The organism is Paraburkholderia aspalathi (assembly GCF_905220735.1).
GTDB classification, from domain to species: Bacteria; Pseudomonadota; Gammaproteobacteria; order Burkholderiales; family Burkholderiaceae; genus Paraburkholderia; species Paraburkholderia aspalathi.
This window is the reverse complement of sequence record NZ_CAJNBA010000001.1, coordinates 2,164,744-2,181,059: the sequence shown is the minus strand read 5'-3', so window position 1 is coordinate 2,181,059 and position 16,316 is coordinate 2,164,744. Positions and strand designations below refer to the sequence as shown.

At 57.1% G+C, this 16,316-nt stretch carries 12 protein-coding genes and 1 pseudogene; 4 read left to right on the top strand and 9 right to left on the bottom strand.

The window, feature by feature from the left end; translation table 11 throughout:
- Nucleotides 1-73: 73 nt before the first annotated feature.
- From iaaH to KHO30_RS09630, 4 genes are all read left to right on the top strand, one after another.
- Nucleotides 74-1,528: an indoleacetamide hydrolase gene (iaaH, locus tag KHO30_RS09645; protein ID WP_211700707.1), complete on the top strand. Its 1,455-nt coding sequence runs from the start codon at nt 74-76 to the stop codon at nt 1,526-1,528.
- A gap of 91 nt (nt 1,529-1,619) precedes the next feature.
- Complete coding sequence (locus KHO30_RS09640) at nt 1,620-2,396, top strand: CDP-diacylglycerol diphosphatase (RefSeq protein ID WP_372341858.1); 777 nt, start codon at nt 1,620-1,622, stop codon at nt 2,394-2,396.
- Nucleotides 2,397-2,597: 201 nt separating this feature from the next.
- A complete protein-coding gene (locus tag KHO30_RS09635; protein WP_211700706.1) occupies nt 2,598-3,686 on the top strand; it encodes a fatty acid desaturase in 1,089 nt (362 codons plus the stop codon).
- Complete coding sequence (locus KHO30_RS09630) at nt 3,631-4,860, top strand: tyrosine-type recombinase/integrase (RefSeq protein ID WP_211700705.1); 1,230 nt, start codon at nt 3,631-3,633, stop codon at nt 4,858-4,860. The genes KHO30_RS09635 and KHO30_RS09630 overlap by 56 nt, the downstream gene beginning before the upstream one ends.
- Before the next feature lie 249 nt (nt 4,861-5,109).
- Here KHO30_RS09630 and KHO30_RS09625 read toward each other — a convergent pair whose 3' ends face one another.
- The 9 genes and pseudogenes from KHO30_RS09625 to KHO30_RS09590 all read right to left on the bottom strand — a co-directional run.
- Complete coding sequence (locus tag KHO30_RS09625; protein ID WP_211700704.1) at nt 5,110-6,585, bottom strand: TolC family protein; 1,476 nt, start codon at nt 6,583-6,585, stop codon at nt 5,110-5,112.
- Entirely contained in the window at nt 6,582-8,675 is a 2,094-nt protein-coding gene (locus tag KHO30_RS09620; protein WP_172309138.1) for a peptidase domain-containing ABC transporter, read from the bottom strand. The genes KHO30_RS09625 and KHO30_RS09620 overlap by 4 nt, the downstream gene beginning before the upstream one ends.
- A 33-nt stretch (nt 8,676-8,708) precedes the next feature.
- Nucleotides 8,709-10,046 (bottom strand): HlyD family secretion protein, encoded by a 1,338-nt coding sequence (locus tag KHO30_RS09615; protein ID WP_172309139.1) that lies wholly within the window; start codon nt 10,044-10,046, stop codon nt 8,709-8,711.
- A 31-nt stretch (nt 10,047-10,077) separates the two neighbouring features.
- Nucleotides 10,078-11,010, bottom strand: a complete 933-nt coding sequence (locus tag KHO30_RS09610) for a CPBP family intramembrane glutamic endopeptidase (RefSeq protein ID WP_211700703.1) — start codon at nt 11,008-11,010, stop codon at nt 10,078-10,080.
- Nucleotides 11,007-11,966, bottom strand: a complete 960-nt coding sequence (locus KHO30_RS09605; protein WP_211700702.1) for a CPBP family intramembrane glutamic endopeptidase — start codon at nt 11,964-11,966, stop codon at nt 11,007-11,009. The genes KHO30_RS09610 and KHO30_RS09605 overlap by 4 nt, the downstream gene beginning before the upstream one ends.
- Before the next feature lie 219 nt (nt 11,967-12,185).
- Nucleotides 12,186-12,656: a hypothetical protein gene (locus KHO30_RS09600; RefSeq protein ID WP_172309134.1), complete on the bottom strand. Its 471-nt coding sequence runs from the start codon at nt 12,654-12,656 to the stop codon at nt 12,186-12,188.
- A gap of 79 nt (nt 12,657-12,735) precedes the next feature.
- Complete coding sequence (locus KHO30_RS09595; protein WP_211700701.1) at nt 12,736-15,543, bottom strand: outer membrane protein assembly factor BamB family protein; 2,808 nt, start codon at nt 15,541-15,543, stop codon at nt 12,736-12,738.
- A gap of 519 nt (nt 15,544-16,062) precedes the next feature.
- Nucleotides 16,063-16,161 carry an IS66 family insertion sequence element accessory protein TnpB gene (gene tnpB / locus KHO30_RS39820; RefSeq protein ID WP_483311289.1) on the bottom strand — a complete coding sequence of 33 codons (99 nt, stop codon included), beginning with the start codon at nt 16,159-16,161 and terminating at the stop codon, nt 16,063-16,065.
- Nucleotides 16,159-16,299, bottom strand: a pseudogene (locus tag KHO30_RS09590) (IS66 family transposase zinc-finger binding domain-containing protein); the annotation flags it as partial. The pseudogene KHO30_RS09590 and the gene tnpB, both read right to left, overlap by 3 nt.
- Between the last annotated feature and the right edge of the window lie 17 nt (nt 16,300-16,316).

The following is a 16,316-nucleotide window of genomic DNA, read 5'->3' as shown; positions in this document are numbered from 1 at the left end:
TGCGCCACCGGGCGTCGATTTTTAAGCGGCTGTGCCAGAATAGGCGACACCTCAGTTAAAGGAGACGCCTGCGATGACATGGACCGTCGATCAACAGTTGGCCCTAACCGCAACCGAAGCGGTCGCCGCGATCCAGTCCGGGCGCCTCAAAGCCGCCGACTATATGGCCACGCTGCTGGCGCGCGCGGCGTCGCTCTCGAGCCTGAATGCGCTCACCACGCTCGATCTCGACGGCGCGCTGGCCGCCGCGCAGCGCATCGATGCCTTGCCGCCCGAAGCAAAAGCGCAATTGCCGCTCGCCGGTTTGCCCATCGTCGTGAAGGACAACATCAACACGGCCGGTTTGCAGACCTCGGCGGGCACGCCCGCGTTGGAAGGCTTCGTGCCGACGACGAACGCGCCTTCGGTGCAACGGCTTCTCGATGCCGGCGCGATCATCCTCGGCAAAGCCAACATGCACGAACTCGCGTTCGGCATCACCAGCACCAACTTCGCCACGCACGCCGGACCGGTGCGCAATCCGTACGACCCCACGCTGATTCCTGGCGGCTCGTCGGGCGGCACCGCCTCCGCGATCGCCGCGCGCATCGTGCCCGCGGGTCTCGGCACCGACACCGGTGGCTCGACGCGCATTCCGGCTGCGTTGACCGGCATCGCGGGGTTTCGTCCGTCGGTGGGTAACGGTGGTGCCGAACGGCGCTATCACGATCCGGATGCCGTCGTGCCGATCAGCCATACGCGCGATACGGTGGGGCCGATGGCGCGCACGGTTGCCGACATCGCGTTGCTCGACGGCGTGATCACCGGAGCGGGGGCGCTGACCACACTCACGCTGAACGGTTTGCGCATCGGCCTGCCCGAGCCGCTCTGGGAAGGGCTCGAAAAGCAGGTGGAAGACGTCGCGCGCGCCGCCTTGCGCCGCCTCGAAGCAGAGGGCGTCATCTTCGTGCCTGTAGCGATGAGCGAACTGGAGATCTTGAACGGCCATGTCGGCGGACCGATCGCGATCCACGAGCCGCGCGAAGACGTGCTCGCCTGGCTCGTCGCCAATAACGCGCCGGTAAAGACAGTCAAAGAATTGGCAGCCCGCATCGCGAGCCCTGACGTGCGCGCGATCTACGACGGCGTGCTCGCCGACGTACTCGGTGCTCATTACGACGCAGCGCTGAAGCAATGGCGGCCGCGCTTGCAGCAGTATGTCGCCGCGACTTTCGCGGATGAGCGTCTCGATGCGCTGCTGTTCCCGACCACGCGCCTCGCCGCGGTGCCGATCGACGACCTGAACGGCTCGTCGACAGTATCGATCGATGGCGCCGCGCCAATCGATACGATGGACGCGTTCCTGCGCAATACCGACCCGGCCAGCACGGCCGGCATTCCGGGCTTATCGCTGGCGGCGGGGATGACTGCCGGCGGCCTGCCGGTCGGCCTGGAACTGGATGGTCCGCTCGGCGAGGACCGACGGCTGCTGGCGATCGGCGTCGCCTTCGAGCAATTGCTCGGCGTGCTGCCGGCGCCAGCGCTCTGACGGTTCTGAAAATGCCGTCGAAGGTGCCGTTGAAGATGCCATTGAAGATGTCGCTGAACACTCCAGTAAAAAAATGCCGATCCGCATGCCGATGACCGTGCCCAAACCCACCCGCCTTCGCCACACTATTCTGCGCACCGCCGCCGCGTTGGCGGTCGTCTTCACCGTCGCCTCCTGCGCGCGCCTTGCTGCAGTCGACTCGAACGCGCTCTGGAAAATCGTCGATATGCGCTGCGTGCCGTCGCAACAGGCCACCGGCACGCCGGGCCAATGCACGGTCGTCGATCTCGACAAACGCTATGCGATCCTGAAGGATATTGTCGGCCGCTCACAGCATCTGCTGATTCCGACCGACCGCGTCACCGGCATAGAAAGCCCGTTCGTGCTTGCGCCGAATGCACCGGACTACTGGGACGATGCGTGGGTGTCGCGGCTGTACGTCGAGAAGTCGGTCAAGCGCTCCTTGCCCGACAATCAACTCGGCCTCGAGATCAACTCGCAATTCCGCCGTACGCAAAACCAGTTGCATATCCATATCGATTGCATGCAAAGCAAGGTGAGCGACGCCTTGGCGCGTCACGCGAAGGACACGCCTGGCGAGTGGCGCTGGGACACACTCGACGGCCAGCGCTACCGGATCATGCGCGTCACCTCACTCACTCAGGCGAGCAATCCGTTTCTCATCGTCGCGCGTGATAACAAAGACGCTGCAGCGATGGCCATGCAAACCATTCTCGTGACGGGTGCGGGGCCATCTGCGGAGAAAGACGGCTGGCTCGTCGTGAATAGCAGTCTCGATGCCGACAACGGCAGCGGCTCCGCGGAAGGTTTGCTCGATCACGCTTGCCACGTGGCGGACGATAAATAAGCGTCTTTTACCGATTGCCCGAACAGGATCCGCGAGGATCCCTGCGCGCCGGGTGATAGCGGCCGGGCGCTGCGCAAGGGCCGGCGATATGGCCCCGCGCTTTTGCACGTATTTGCAGATGCATTGCTGAACAAAATGGTTCTAGTCGCGTGAATTGGTCCGTAGGATCGGTCTAAACCTGCATTCCGACCGATCCAGCCGATGGCGATTTACCTCGACGACACGCAACGTAAAGCACTCGCCCAACAGGCTGCAAGCTGGACATGGCGCACGCAATGGCCGACGTGGCTGCTGATCGCCACGATCTACGGTGGATGGTTCGGTGTGGCGACGCATGCGCGCATGCTCGGCCTGCCGCTGACCGTTGCACTGCTAGCGTTGCTGAGTGCGTGGTACATGTCTCTTCAACATGAATTGCTGCACGGCCATCCGACGCGTTCGCCGTTCTTCAACGCGCTATTAGGATTCGCGCCGCTCGCGGTGTGGTTTCCATACAGCGTCTATCGTGATTCGCATCTTCAGCATCACGACGATCCGCATCTGACGCTTCCTGAGCGCGATCCCGAAAGCTACTTCGTCAGTCAGCGCGTGTGGCAACGTGCGGGTCTGGCGATTCGCGCGCTGCTGACCTTCCGCAATACGTTTGTCGGCCGACTGATAGTTGGGCCGGCTTTTTCCATAGCGGCAACGGGTGTCGATGAACTCCGCACTATCAAACGCGGCGATTTGCGTCATGTGCCGATGTGGGTCGCGCATCTGGTTGCATTGGCAGCGCTGACGATATGGCTTCAACGTGTCTGCGGAGTCCCTGCCTGGGCGTTTATCGTCGGCGCGGGATATGGATCGTTGTCGTTAGGTTCGATCCGCTCGTTTCAGGAACATCGCGTGGCACATGCTCACGAGCATCGCACTGTCATCAACGAAGCGGGGTGGTTCTGGCGGCTGCTGTTCCTGAACAACAACTACCATCTGGTTCATCACGACTTGCCGCATGTGCCGTGGTTTGCACTTCGGGAGGTTTATGAAACGTCCCGCCAGCAGTACATAGAACGCTCGGGAGGCTTTCTGGTAGGTGGTTACAGCGAATGGTTGAAACTTTATACGTTCGCCGCGGTTGCGCTTCCGGTTTATGGGGATCTATCCGGTTTGATCCAGGGTGATCCACATGCTTCCGACAGTTTTGCGGGTAAATTGCGGGTAAAATTCATGGTAGTTGTCCGTCGAGGAGAGCTCCGTGAAGCTAACCTACCCGCTACTGCTGAACGCCAAACCGCAAGACAAGCCCTATAAGATCCGTGACCGCGACTCCATGTATCTGCGGGTATCGGTCTCGGGTTCGAAGGTTTGGAAATTTGACTACCGGCTGGATGGCAAGGACTGCAGCTATACCCTTGGGCGATTCCCTGACCTGTCGATAAACGACGCCCGCCAACGTCGCAACGATGCGGCCAAGCTCGTGGCGTCCGGCATCCACCCCAAGGCCTATGAGCAGCAGTTGCAACTACAGACGATCACACACAACAAGAACACCTTTTGGGCCATCTGCGAGGACTGGATTGAAGACAACCGTGACAGGTGGAGCGAGTACTACTGCGGGCAGGCAATACGCTTTCTCTCGCGCTATGTGAAAGATTCGCCACTCGGGAAGATGCCAGTACGTGATATCAAAGTGGCTCACGTCTACGATCTGCTGCAATCAATTGCAAAACGCAAGACCCTTTCAGGTGATGAACGCAAGCCCGGGGGTGCTCCTCATATTGCAGTGCGTCTGCGTCAGCACCTTGACGCGATATTCAGGCGGGCCATTATCAGAGGGCGGGCCGACGCAAATCCTGTTGCGGCGCTCAAAGCGTCGGACGTGGTGACGCTTCCTCCTACGCGCCACAATCGGGCGCTGGAGGCCGATGAACTCAAATGCTTGCTGGATTCATTGTCGGTCGTGGGAACAGCGCTTACACGTTTGGCAATGCATCTGCTGTTGCTGACCTCGGTGCGAACTATCGAATTGCGGGGCGCGACGTGGAAGGAGATAGACCTGAAATCTGCGATATGGGCCATTCCCGGCGAGCGCATGAAGATGAGGCATCCACACGTCGTGCCACTGAGTACTCAGGCAATTGAAATTCTGAAAGAAATTCAGAAAATCACTGGAGCTACAATCGCTGACGACTACCTATTCCCAAACGTCAAAGACAAATCGCGCCCCATGTCGCCTACCACGATCAATGCAGCGCTGATCCGCGCCGGATTCAATGACGAACGGCTATTCAGGGCGCACGGTGCACGCGGTACGTTTAGCACATGGGCGCACGAACAGGGATTTGCTCCACTTGCGGTTGAACGACAGTTGGCCCACGTCGAGAAGAACCGGGTGAGCCGAGCGTATAACAAAGCTGAGTTTCTTCCTGAAAGGCAGAAAATGATGCAGGATTGGGGCGACTATCTCCAAAGCATGAGCAGTTGATTGTTGCGGCTCTGCGCCTCGCTTCTTTAGACGCATAGCGGACCATTGGAAACAGACGATGGGCGGCTGGAAATTCGTGAGTGTTCACTGCACTGAGCCGCACCGCTTACAGCAGAAATAGAAATTCCGCCATTTCGGAACGGCGGCTTTTTTTATGGCTCGTCCCCCCCTTTGACGGCTCGGTAGACGATGGCCGGCGCGCAGACCTTGGACGCACGAAGCAGCGGCACGATGTGTTTCGGACCGCCGTCAAGGAGCTTCGGCGTGCGGTGCCCAACGTTCACCGTCAAGCGTACCAATTGAAAACGCGAGCACCAGCCGCGAAACGCGCCAGTCGGCCTGCGATTGGACTACCTGACGTTGTGCGGTCGCAAGTGTATTCTGAGCATTCAGCACGTCGAGCAGCGGCCCGACACCTGCGCTATAACGTTTGCTGGCAACATCGTATGCCTCCTGTGCGCTTTCCTGAGTGGACGCCGCAACCTGTACGTTTGCCGTCTTCGTTATCACGTCCTGATAATTTCGCCAAACTGCCGAAGCAACTTCCAGTTCGGCTTTATGCAGGTTCGCGCGGTCGATATTCACCTGCGCTTCGGATGCCTGCCGATGGTACTCTTCGCCGAAGCCAGCAAATATCGGGATGCTGATTTGAATTCCGACATATTTGCTACCTGTACGCGTGTCGCGCGGAAATGCGCCCAGTGATTTATCGTTGCTCAGCGAGCCGGACAGGGAAATCGTCGGCATTTCCTGCCGCAGTGCAAGTTTTGCGTTCGCTTCGTCAGCTTGGATTTGCGCTTGGGCTTCTCGCAGCTTCGGATTGACGGATTCCGCAAGCGCGAGCAGATCGGAAATTGAAGACGTGAAATTCACGTCCGGCTGTGCGCCTGAGTCAACGTCTATCCTGACCTCAGTTTCGACCGGAATTCCCATCCGCAGGCACAAGGTACCTTGCGCCGCTTTCAGCGTACCGGCTGCATTAACCCGCGTATAAATCGCTTCCTGCCATGCCGCTTTGGCCTGTAGTTCATCGTTGAGCGTGCCCGCACCGGCAACATGTTTGTGCTGGGCAATCTCATAGCTTCGCCGCCCGTTGGCTTCGGCCTTGATCGCCGCATTGAGCGTGCTTTCTGCGGCCCAGACCGCATAGAAGGCCCCCGCAGCCTGTTCGAACACGGTCTGTAGTGCATCGGTATGCGCAGCCTTGGAAAGCTCAAGAAGGCCCTTGTAGTAGGCGAGATTGGCATCCCGCCTTCCGAAATCGAATAGCACCCATGACAGCTTCAACTCGGCGTAGCGATCCGACGCGCGGCCAATCTCGTCGGGAAGCGTTGGACCTGATATGGTTTGCGTTTCGGTCGTGTGCGAGCGGGTTCCGTCTGCGTCGAGCGTCGGCAACCAAGCAGCCTTTGCGACTCCGACCTGAGCCGCGTTCAAAAGCATATTGGCCCAGCTTTCGCGCACGGTCGGATCACTGCACAAAGCCCGGCTGACCGCTTCGTATATGGAAACAGGCGATTGCAAACTCGTCGGGTTGCAGGCACCAGCATCGCGCGCCATCCGGTTCAGTTCGGGCGACACGTCTTCGAGCCCGGCACGCGTCGAAAAAGGATCAATTTGTGCCTGAGTAAGAGGAGTGGCAAGCAGTATAGCCGCGAGCGCGATACCGGTAAGCGTGAAGGCAAGACGACCGACAGGCGAGCGCAGCAAGTGAATTTTCGTCATGCCGTTTCCCGCGCGCGCCCAAGCTCGATGACACGATCCGCGGATGCGATGGTTTCGGGCCGGTGCGCCACAATGATCCGCGTGATATTCAGCTTGCGCATGGCCGCGTTCACGGCACGCTCGTTTTTGACGTCTAGATGGCTCGTTGCTTCATCGAGCAGCAGAATTTTCGGACGACGGTAAAGCGCACGTGCGAGCATCACGCGTTGCCGCTGCCCCGCAGACAGTGCCGAACCCATATCACCGATGTAGGTGTAATAACCCATCGGCATCGCCCGGATATCCGCATGTACGGATGCCATTTCTGCGCATTCGCTAATCCAAGCGAAATCAGGCGACGGATCGAAGAAGCTGATATTTTCGGCAATCGATCCGGCAAACAGCCGGTCCTCCTGCATAACCACACCGATCAACGAACGATAGTTCGCGAGACCCATTTGTCGAATCGACATACCGCCCGCGACGATTTCTCCGGAGTGCGGGATCGATAAACCCGCCAGCAGTTTAAGCAGCGTCGTTTTGCCCTGACCCGAAGGCCCGACAATCGCGACTGCTTCCCCTGCCTCTACGCGCAGATCGAAGTTGTCGATGATCTTGGGTCCATTCTTGGAATAGCTGTAGGACAGATTTTTGACTTCAAGCGTCGGCGCGAATTCATCCTTATCCGGCGCTCGCCTAACCTCTTCGCGTTCGCGTTTCGTAAGCACGATATCCGCGAGCCGAGCCACGTGTAGTTTCAGGATTCTCAACTCGTATAGCTTGTCGATCAGCGCTGTGAAACGGGCAGTGAACTGCCCGCGATAGGACAAAAAAGCGAACAGCATGCCGAGCGACAAGGAACGATCAATGACTGCCAGCGCGCCGAAATAGGTCACTAGAATCGCTTCGAGCCCAAAAATGAAACGGTTGCCCGTGCTCGCGATCAGTTGCAGGCGGCGCGTTCTCAAATCAGCGTTCTTTTCACTGACGACGACGTTTAGCCATCGTGCAAGCCGATCCTCAGCCTTGCCGAACAGACGCACACTCTGGATGCCTCTGACCGATTCCATCAGCATGCTTTTCCCGCGCGCCGCAAAAACAATCTGCTTCTGGTTTGACATTCTGAGTGCGCCATAAATGCACGCTCGCAGAATGGCATAGAGCAGCACAGCAACCACGCTGATAATCGATAGTCGGGCGTTGTAGACGACCATGATAATGATCGTGCCAATCGACATGAGGCCGTCAAGTACAGATTCGACAAAGCCGACCGTTAGTGCTTGCTGGATCGTGTTCACGCTGTCGAACCGCGAAACGATATCGCCGATGTGGCGCTTACCGAAATAGTCGAGCGGCAGATGGAGTAGATGGCGGAACACGTTTGCTAACCACTGCACATTGACGAGCGTGCTGAATGTCGTAACGGCCCACGAGCGCATCGCTTCCGTGGCTACGTGGATCACCATCACCAATCCAAAGCCGAGTGCCAAAACGACAAGCAAATGCCGGTCGCCGGTCGTAATCGCTTGGTCCGTTACCCATTCTGGATAGAACGGCGCGACGATGGTGAAAACCTCGAGTGCGAGCGCGAGCAGAAAGATTTTGAGCAATCCGCGACCGACACCGCTTGCGCGTCCCATCATGGAACGCAAGCCAATTTCCTGTCGCTCCCGGCGCGGCTGAAATGCCGGTGTCGGCACCAGTTCAAGGGCCATGCCACTGAAATGCAGCGACAATTCCTTGAGGGACATGCGCCGCGCGCCGAGTGCAGGATCAACCAGCATCACGTAATCGCGGCCAACGCGTTCGAGCACAACGAAATGCCGGAAATCCCAATGCAGGACGCACGGCAGGCGCAGCATGTGAAGCTCTTCCGGTTCAAGTCGAACAGCACGCCCGGCCAGATCAAGCGCTGCGCCGATCTTAAGCAGATCGACCAAGGTAAGCCCTTTGAGCGACGGCGAAAAGCGCCGCCGCAACGTCGGCAAATCCGTGTCGTACCCATGAAACGTTGCGATCATGCTTATACAGGCTAGTCCGCATTCCGTGGCTTCCGTTTGCAACTGCGCGTCAATGCTGCGCCGAAATCCGAATTGAAGTTGGCGATTCATGGTCAATTGGGTTAGGTGAAGCGTGAACTGCGGTCAGGGCGAGCGGCGGGTGAGCGTGTAGAGCGGTTCCAGAACCCATTCGTACAGCTTGCGCGTGTCGAGTACCACGTCGGCGTCCACGCGCATGCCGTCCTGCAACGGGATGGCTTCACCGTACGCATTGATGGTCTGCGAATTGAGCGCGACCGTAATCTGATACAGATTTTCGGACCGGTCAGGATCACCCGTATCGGTTACGGCCTGCGCCTGCAACTGCGCCGGGCTCAGTGCGGTACGCGCTATCTGCGTGACCTTGCCCGCGTATGCTCCGAATTTCTGATACGGGAAAGCCTCATACCGCAATTCAACCGGCGCACCGATTTTTACGAAACCGACTGCTTTGCTTGGCGCAAATAGCTTCACGTCAAGGCTTCCACCCTGCGGCAGAAGTGACATTAAAGGCGTCGATCCATTGACCGACTGACCCGGACGGGCAAGCAGCGCCGTTACCGTGCCTGCAATCTGCGCCGGGATAGTGATTTCCCGGTTCGATTCGTTGTCAGCTAGTTCACCGTCCACCTGTAGCATTTGCCGCCGGATGGTTCCCAACTGGTTTTGTTCGTCTAATGGCGCGTTTCGAAGATCGGCGTTCACCTGAGCCAGTTCCACCTGAGAGGCCGTGCGCTGCCTACGCAAGTCTTCGAGTTGCGCGCGACCCGTCAGCATGCTCTGTTCGTGCTGTTCGTATTCCGATTGCGATACCACGTCGTCATGCCGTAACTGTGCGAACCGCGCACTGTCGATTTCGGCCAACCTGCTGCGCGCGTCAAGCGTAGTAATTTCCATATCCAGATGCTCGATACCCGCGCTCAACTCGATGGATTTCGCCTTGAGCATCGCTATGTTCTGCTCGAAAATGCTTCCAATATGCCGCGCATCGCTTTCGAGACTGGATCGGCGGGCGTTCAATTCAGCGCTGATTTGCTCCCGTGAATTGCCGACCGCGCTTGTTCGTTCGGTCGAAATCGTGAGCAAGGGTTGACCGGCCTTCACGGCATCACCTTCGTTGACAAGCACGCGAAGCACCGTGCCGACAGTGGGCGGATAGATTTCGGCCGCGCCGTTGTCAATCATGACGCGGCCTTGCACCTCTTCTTTCCGTGTGTACTCACCAAAAATGAGGAACAACACGACCGCGACGGCAATCGCAAAAAAAACAACGCTCCCGGACAGGCGGCGTGCTGAACCGGTCAGCACGACTTCACCCAGCCATTGATGCTTGCGATATTCGAGCGCGGCAGGCCGGAACAGCAACGCGCGCTTATTCTGCTGTTGCGGCTCCTGTGCCTCTTCCGCCTGCTCAGTGTCCGGAACGGTTGAGATATCGCTCATGGCTTGCCTGTCGTCATGGCTTGTCCAGCGGTCACGGTGCGCGCCCTTGATATTCACGCGGGTTGAAAGTCGGCAACTTCGGTTGCAGGTTCTGCGCGAACCAGCCGTTAGTTTTTGTCAAAACCCAGTACATGAGCGCGAAAGGCAACCCGCTCTTGATGGCGGCGAGCGCAAACCAATCGAACGTCGTTACAGGTGCCGACGTTTGCGTATGCCATCCTCCGCTAAAAAACAGCATTTCCAGCGACACACAGATATTCAGCATCGCATGTGCGCCGACAGCCAATTCGAGACGTTGATCGCGCAGGCTCAAAGCCGAAAGCCCGAACGAAGACATGAACAGCACCGCTTTCATGTGGAAATCGTACTGCGTGTGATAGACCGCAAAAGCCAGCGCAACGATTGTCACGACGACGAGTCGAAAGCGGACATATTGCCTAAGTGTCTGCGTCAACCATCCTCGGAAAAACAGTTCTTCCGAAAATGCAAAGAACGGAATTGCGATGATCGCAGCCGCCGCCGCGAAAATTTGACCGCTAGTCGGCAATCGTAAGTGTCCGAATGGGATCATCCACGCGCCGTATCGCGCCGATGCGTAAAGCGTCATAGCCGTGAGCGCAATCAGATTGACGGGCAGAAATAGCGCCGCACCAGATAGGCAGCGCCGAACACTAAACGTCAGGTCAACAGAAATCAGGGAGCGGAACGGGCGTCGCATAAAGTATTTGCACGAAACCCAGAATCCTAGAGCACCAACCAAAGTCCCCCCGCTAGTAAGCAAGCCTTTCATTTGGGCAGCCGCATTGAAATGCGTGAAATAAACCGACCAACCTGTAAAGGCCAGTACCGTCAGCGTACTAAGGATGCTGATAAGCGCGATGACTAACAACGTCAAGACGGGAATCCACCACTCGGTTCGTCCTAACTTCGCAAGATCGATGAAGGAGTAGGATTTCGTCTTCATGCGCAGTGCTCCTCGGAAGCAGCTTTTTCGTTATTGGACAGGCGTTCGCCCGCAGGCGTAAACCATCCGTTCGTCTTCTGCAAAAAGAGAAACATCAACGCCAAAGGCAGCGCGCTTTTTGTCAACGCGAAAACAGCTGCGTCTGGTATCAGGATTTTCGCATTGGAATGCGGACCGGTAAAGATCATCGGCATCAGCGTCACCCAAATATTCGACATAGAGTGTGCCCCAATCGCAAGCTCAAGCCGTCGATCCCGCAAACTCAGGACGGAAAATCCCACGGAATTAAAGAACATGACCATCTTTACGGACCAGCCATATTGCGTATGGAACATCGCGAACAAAATGGCAACGAGTACCGCGACGACAACCGGGACGCGAATATATTGCCCAAGGGTCTGAGTCATCCATCCCCGCAGATATAGTTCTTCGCCGAACGCGGAAAAAGCGATCATCGAACTTTCGACGAATAATCCTAAAATCCTGCTGAAACTCAAAGTGTCTTGCTGTGGATGAAAATATCCAACCGGAGACGTCCAGATACCGAAGCGCGTCCCGGCATAAATCCACATGAGCGCAACGCCGACCATGAAGGCAGGCAGATAGAGCGCAACGCCGAGCAAAAAGCGTTTTGCGCTAAATTTCAGATCGACCGAAATGAGCGAAGCAAACGGGCGTCGCAAAATGAATTTACACGCAAGCCAGAAGCCCAAAACACCAACCGGACCGCCCGCGTCAGTGAGTAAATTTTGAACGGCTAGAGTGAAGCTGAAATGATGGAAATACAGGTTTCGATACGCCTGCATTCCCGGAATGGGCAACATCAAAGAACCGAGAGTGCCCACGGCACTGAGAAGCGCAAGAATCAAGATGGTCAGTGCAAGAGCCCGCCAGTCGGTCCGGCCCAACTTGGCAAGGTCAACAAAAGCACGAGCAAAATCGTTTTTGGTTGTCATGAGCACATTTCGAATAGAACAGCGGTTGCTATTTTCTGCACAGTGCTTTGGAGCGTGGCGACAGCGCTACAGCGTAGTTGCGCTATGGAACATCGTGACAGCGCGTTATACCGATGAAGAAAGGCGGCCAGTCGCGGGACCAGTTGCGCACCATCATTCACCGATCAGGCAACGAATCCGATTTACCGGAAATTCATGACCAGTACGTCAGGGGACGGCTTAGTGGTTATGACCGCCGCCGCCATTTCCGCCGACGCCAATCCCATGCGCGAGAGCACCGACCGCATAGCCTGCGGCGAAACCAATCGGCGAAGACTGGAACGATGCGAGGTTTGCTGTTTCAGCTTGGCCCAGAGAAAGACCTTGTTGCGCGGCGTCATAGCCTGCTACGGCAGAGGGTGCCCAACCGCCAAATGCCGTGTCTTGCAGCCCCTTCGTCGCTTCTGCGAGTTGGCCGTTATTTTCGGCTTGCGAAATGGCATCGTTATCGCCGGTATTAAAACCGGCATCGGCCAACGACGTTGCGTCGTCGGAAACGCCCGCATCGGCTGACGCGTCGCCATCGCCATCGCCATCGCCATCCCCATCACCGTCGCCATAGCCGCCGTCGCCATCGCCGTCCCCATCGCCGCCATCTCCATCACCACCGGCCACATAACGCAGCAAATCCAGATCGTCAATCGTTTGCATTGATTCACTCCTGAAAAAGCGGGTTTGAAATGTGCAACCCCAATGGCACCCGCGCAGCCATTGATCCTTGAATCGGTGCTCAGGGCAGACGCATGCCAACGTTCGTGTTCGCGTCGTCGCATTGCGCCTGCTCAACAAACGCACCACGCATCGGAAGCGGATTTGCTTTGCCTTCGGCAAGCGCCCAAGTCAGGCAGGGGGCAATTTTCCACGTCGCAGCTGGAAAATCGGGCAACGACGCGACGAATGTTTCTTCGTCCATCCCGCTTTGCATGGTCGAGACAGGCAGAAATATCCGCGTTTCGTTGTCGCCTTCACAGATCAACGCATCGCGATCTATGCGGAAATATCCGCGGCAGCGCGCGCGATCCCCAATGCTGCGGCCTTTGAACAGAAGCGACAACAAAACGTGTTCCGCGCTCGTACGGTGGCCTGCAACTGCTTCTTTCAGGTCATCCAAGGTCTGGGCACCCGTGACCGGCAACAGAGCCGTGGTGAACGCTGCACCGACGGCTTGACGGCGAGCGTCATCGCACGACGCGCTATCCGCGCAACGCGTCACAGCAACCGCCGAAAGTCGATCCCTCAAACCGAGGTCGAAATGCTCCGGCTCGTCGTACTGCTGCGGGTCAAGCAGCCACGATACGAAACGCGTCAATTCAGCCGGTTCGTACGGAAAAGGCGCGCCGTAGATCGGCCAACCGGAAATTTCCGCCTGCCGTTCAACCGTGTGCCGATAAAGCATGTGCCCTTCCCACTGAGCTAGCTTCGCGTTGCGCAGGGCATGAAGATATTGACCGTGTTCGTTGGAATATTCCGGCGAATTCGGCAACGCGCCGCCAAGCTTCGCACCTGCTGCGGCGCGTACCACGATCCCGAACTTTTCATGGTTCAACGCTTCGAGCGTGGTTTCCTCAAGCTGACCAAAAAGGCTCACGCTGACAGCCGTATCGCGAAGAGAATCGGTTGGCAGGTTCGCGCATGCTTTCATCGCCGCGACGATGACCGACAATTCGGGCGACAAATCGCGTGCGGTGAACGTCCATTGCCCGCCGCGTCCAACGCGTTGCATGGTCGTCCGGTTTCTCAGGCTGACAAACACACCGCCCTGGGGCACCGTACCTGCCAGTCTATATTTATCCGGGTCAGGCAAAGGCGTGCGGTTCACAATCGCATCAACAACAAGGCGAGCCAGTTGCATCGCGATTACGTTGGCTTGCGGTTGACCGACCGATGTTTGTGCAGGTGCGAGAGGCGGCGTCACGGATATGCCGTACAGGCGATTGGCCGTACTGGCGACAACCAGCATTTGATTGACTGGATCGTATTCGACGGCGCTCGTAATGGCGTCTGGCAGTTGGAACACACCGGCGAGTTCAAACGTTTCCGGCTCGATTGCCCGTACGCGCCCATTCGTGCTGCCGAACCATATCCACGGCCCGATACGGGCGGGCGACGAAAATATCTTGGAGTGCGCGCCGATCTTCGCGATACCTTCGCCTGTCGCCAGATCAATCACGTAAAGATATTTGTCCGTCGAGCCGCAGTAGGCGCGCGCACCGTCGATTAAAGGCGTGGTGTAGACCGCATTTCCGGTCTGTATGCAGAATTTCAGTTCGCCACTATCGAGACTGAGACCACGGATACCGCCGTCGAACGATCCGAACACAACTTGACGACGGGCAGGATCGAGCGCGGGCGCGTGCTTGATTGCGCCGGTCGTCTGGAATTTCCAGCGAAGGGCACCGGTACGCGCATCGAGCGCCAGTAGTTCGCCGTCGTTCGTGCCGCACAGCACTAGCGAAGGGTCAGCAGCATAGACCGGCGAGCCGTGGACGTAGCACCGCACCGGAAATTCCCAGACTTTCTGACCGGTTTTCGCGTTGATGGCAGCGACACCCCCGCCGCGCGTTGGACTGGCGTACTCAGCACCGATAAAGACGAAATTCAGATCAGCGGCGTAGGCCGGGGATGAACCGATCCAGTCGGGTTCAACATAGCGCCAGAGTTCGCGCCCGCTTTCGGCGCACAGTGCATACAGGCTGCCATCGTAGCCGCCGAAGAAAACGGATTCAGGCGTCACATATGGGGTAGACCAAATGCCCTTGTGCTTTCCCGTCGCGATTTTGAAATTCCAGCGCGTCTCGCCGCTTGCGCCATCGACACAACGCATTTCGCCGCTGTCCGTGCCGAAGTAGATAAGGCCGTTTTGCGCCTGTGGTGCCGACTTGGGCACGACGTAATGATGATTTGCGGACGCGGCTTTATTGACCCAACGCGTGATAAACGTAAGCTGCGTTGCAAGGCTTTTAGGCGATGACAGTTTCAGGCCAAAATCCGCCAGCGCATACGCAGATTCGACAGTAACACCGTGCCGTTTCTGCCAGTCCGATCCCGTGTGCGATCCGTAATCGATCACGGCCCATACTTTCCAGATCGTCCGGTTAATGTCAGCGAGTACGACCCTCGATTGTTCGACGCTTGCGCCACTGTTGAAAATGTCATCCACGAGCAGAACCGGCGCGTCGGAAACGCCACCTTCAATCGCATTCATCCGGCCATACTTTTTGCGCTCCTTGTGAATGATAAAGCCGTTGACGTTGTAACCTTTTTGCGCGGCACTCATGAGGATTGCAGCCACGAGCGGAACAGCAGCCATTTCCATACCGCCGACTTGAAACGGCAGTTCGTTCGCATAACGTGCCCAAAATAATTCAGCGAGCGTATCGAGCCCTTCAGACGACAGTAAGACAGGTCTTAAATCGATCAGCCACGAAAGCGATTTTCCACTGGATGAGACAAGCCGGTGTTGCGGTGCACGGAATATGCATTTCGCCTCGATTAAGTCACGCAACAACGCTTGTCTGTTCGGGCTGAAATCGTTCATGTCTCTAATATGATCCGATTACGTCATGCGCCCTGTCGGGAGGGCCAATGACGGACAGTTAAAAAAACAACGAAACACGCTTATTTGGGATTTACCCTTCGCTCGACTTTCTGTTAGGATACAAAAAGCTTTTAGAAAGAAAAACCGTTGCGATGTGTTGGTATCCACGCGAGTTTCTGGATTCTGCCTTGTCCAGACGAAACGCTGTGTCGATATTTCGAAAATTATGCGAAACGGATTATTACGGTTCATTACCGAAAATATCAACAGGTAATCCTACCGATTTATAGTTCGCTTCAAAGGGCGTACTAGGTTTTCCAAAGAAAAAGCCTCGAGAGAGTTCGACGGGGCCTTTCTCATTTCATAGCCGCTTCAGCCTCGAGTTCCCTGCTGCTGAGGGTGATGGCTTATTTGTGCGCCTCGCGCATCGGTGCGTTCATATCATTGATGCCCGAACAGATTCGCGCCGTCGCAATTGCCTCGTCATCCAGTTTCAACCGCGATCTGCAAAGCAATTCTCTAGGAATTCCCGAGCTTCATTGACTGCACGACCAGCGCCGCAAGCCCGTTGATGCTCTTGCGGAAATCGACCGCATCACGATGGAGGTAGACCTTCACCCTGAAGCTCGCCGGTACGTACTCAAGCTGCTCAGAAACGTCTTCGCCGAGTTGCTTCATCGCGGCACCGCATTGCAGGCAACGCTCGGCCGAGTCTGGAAGATATGCGTGCGTCTCGCGCGGCAGATGATCGGGTATCGTGCTGTACGGACTGA

Excerpts from the sequence above, each read along its gene's own strand:
- KHO30_RS09620 (WP_172309138.1), bottom strand. The coding sequence starts at position 8,675 with ATGAATCGCCAACTTCAATTCGGATTTCGGCGCAGCATTGACGCGCAG.
- KHO30_RS09595 (WP_211700701.1), bottom strand. The coding sequence starts at position 15,543 with ATGAACGATTTCAGCCCGAACAGACAAGCGTTGTTGCGTGACTTAATC.
- iaaH (WP_211700707.1), top strand. The coding sequence starts at position 74 with ATGACATGGACCGTCGATCAACAGTTGGCCCTAACCGCAACCGAAGCG.
- KHO30_RS09625 (WP_211700704.1), bottom strand. The coding sequence starts at position 6,585 with ATGACGAAAATTCACTTGCTGCGCTCGCCTGTCGGTCGTCTTGCCTTC.
- KHO30_RS09635 (WP_211700706.1), top strand. The coding sequence starts at position 2,598 with ATGGCGATTTACCTCGACGACACGCAACGTAAAGCACTCGCCCAACAG.
- KHO30_RS09605 (WP_211700702.1), bottom strand. The coding sequence starts at position 11,966 with ATGACAACCAAAAACGATTTTGCTCGTGCTTTTGTTGACCTTGCCAAG.
- KHO30_RS09610 (WP_211700703.1), bottom strand. The coding sequence starts at position 11,010 with ATGAAGACGAAATCCTACTCCTTCATCGATCTTGCGAAGTTAGGACGA.
- KHO30_RS09615 (WP_172309139.1), bottom strand. The coding sequence starts at position 10,046 with ATGAGCGATATCTCAACCGTTCCGGACACTGAGCAGGCGGAAGAGGCA.
- KHO30_RS09600 (WP_172309134.1), bottom strand. The coding sequence starts at position 12,656 with ATGCAAACGATTGACGATCTGGATTTGCTGCGTTATGTGGCCGGTGGT.
- KHO30_RS09640 (WP_372341858.1), top strand. The coding sequence starts at position 1,620 with ATGACCGTGCCCAAACCCACCCGCCTTCGCCACACTATTCTGCGCACC.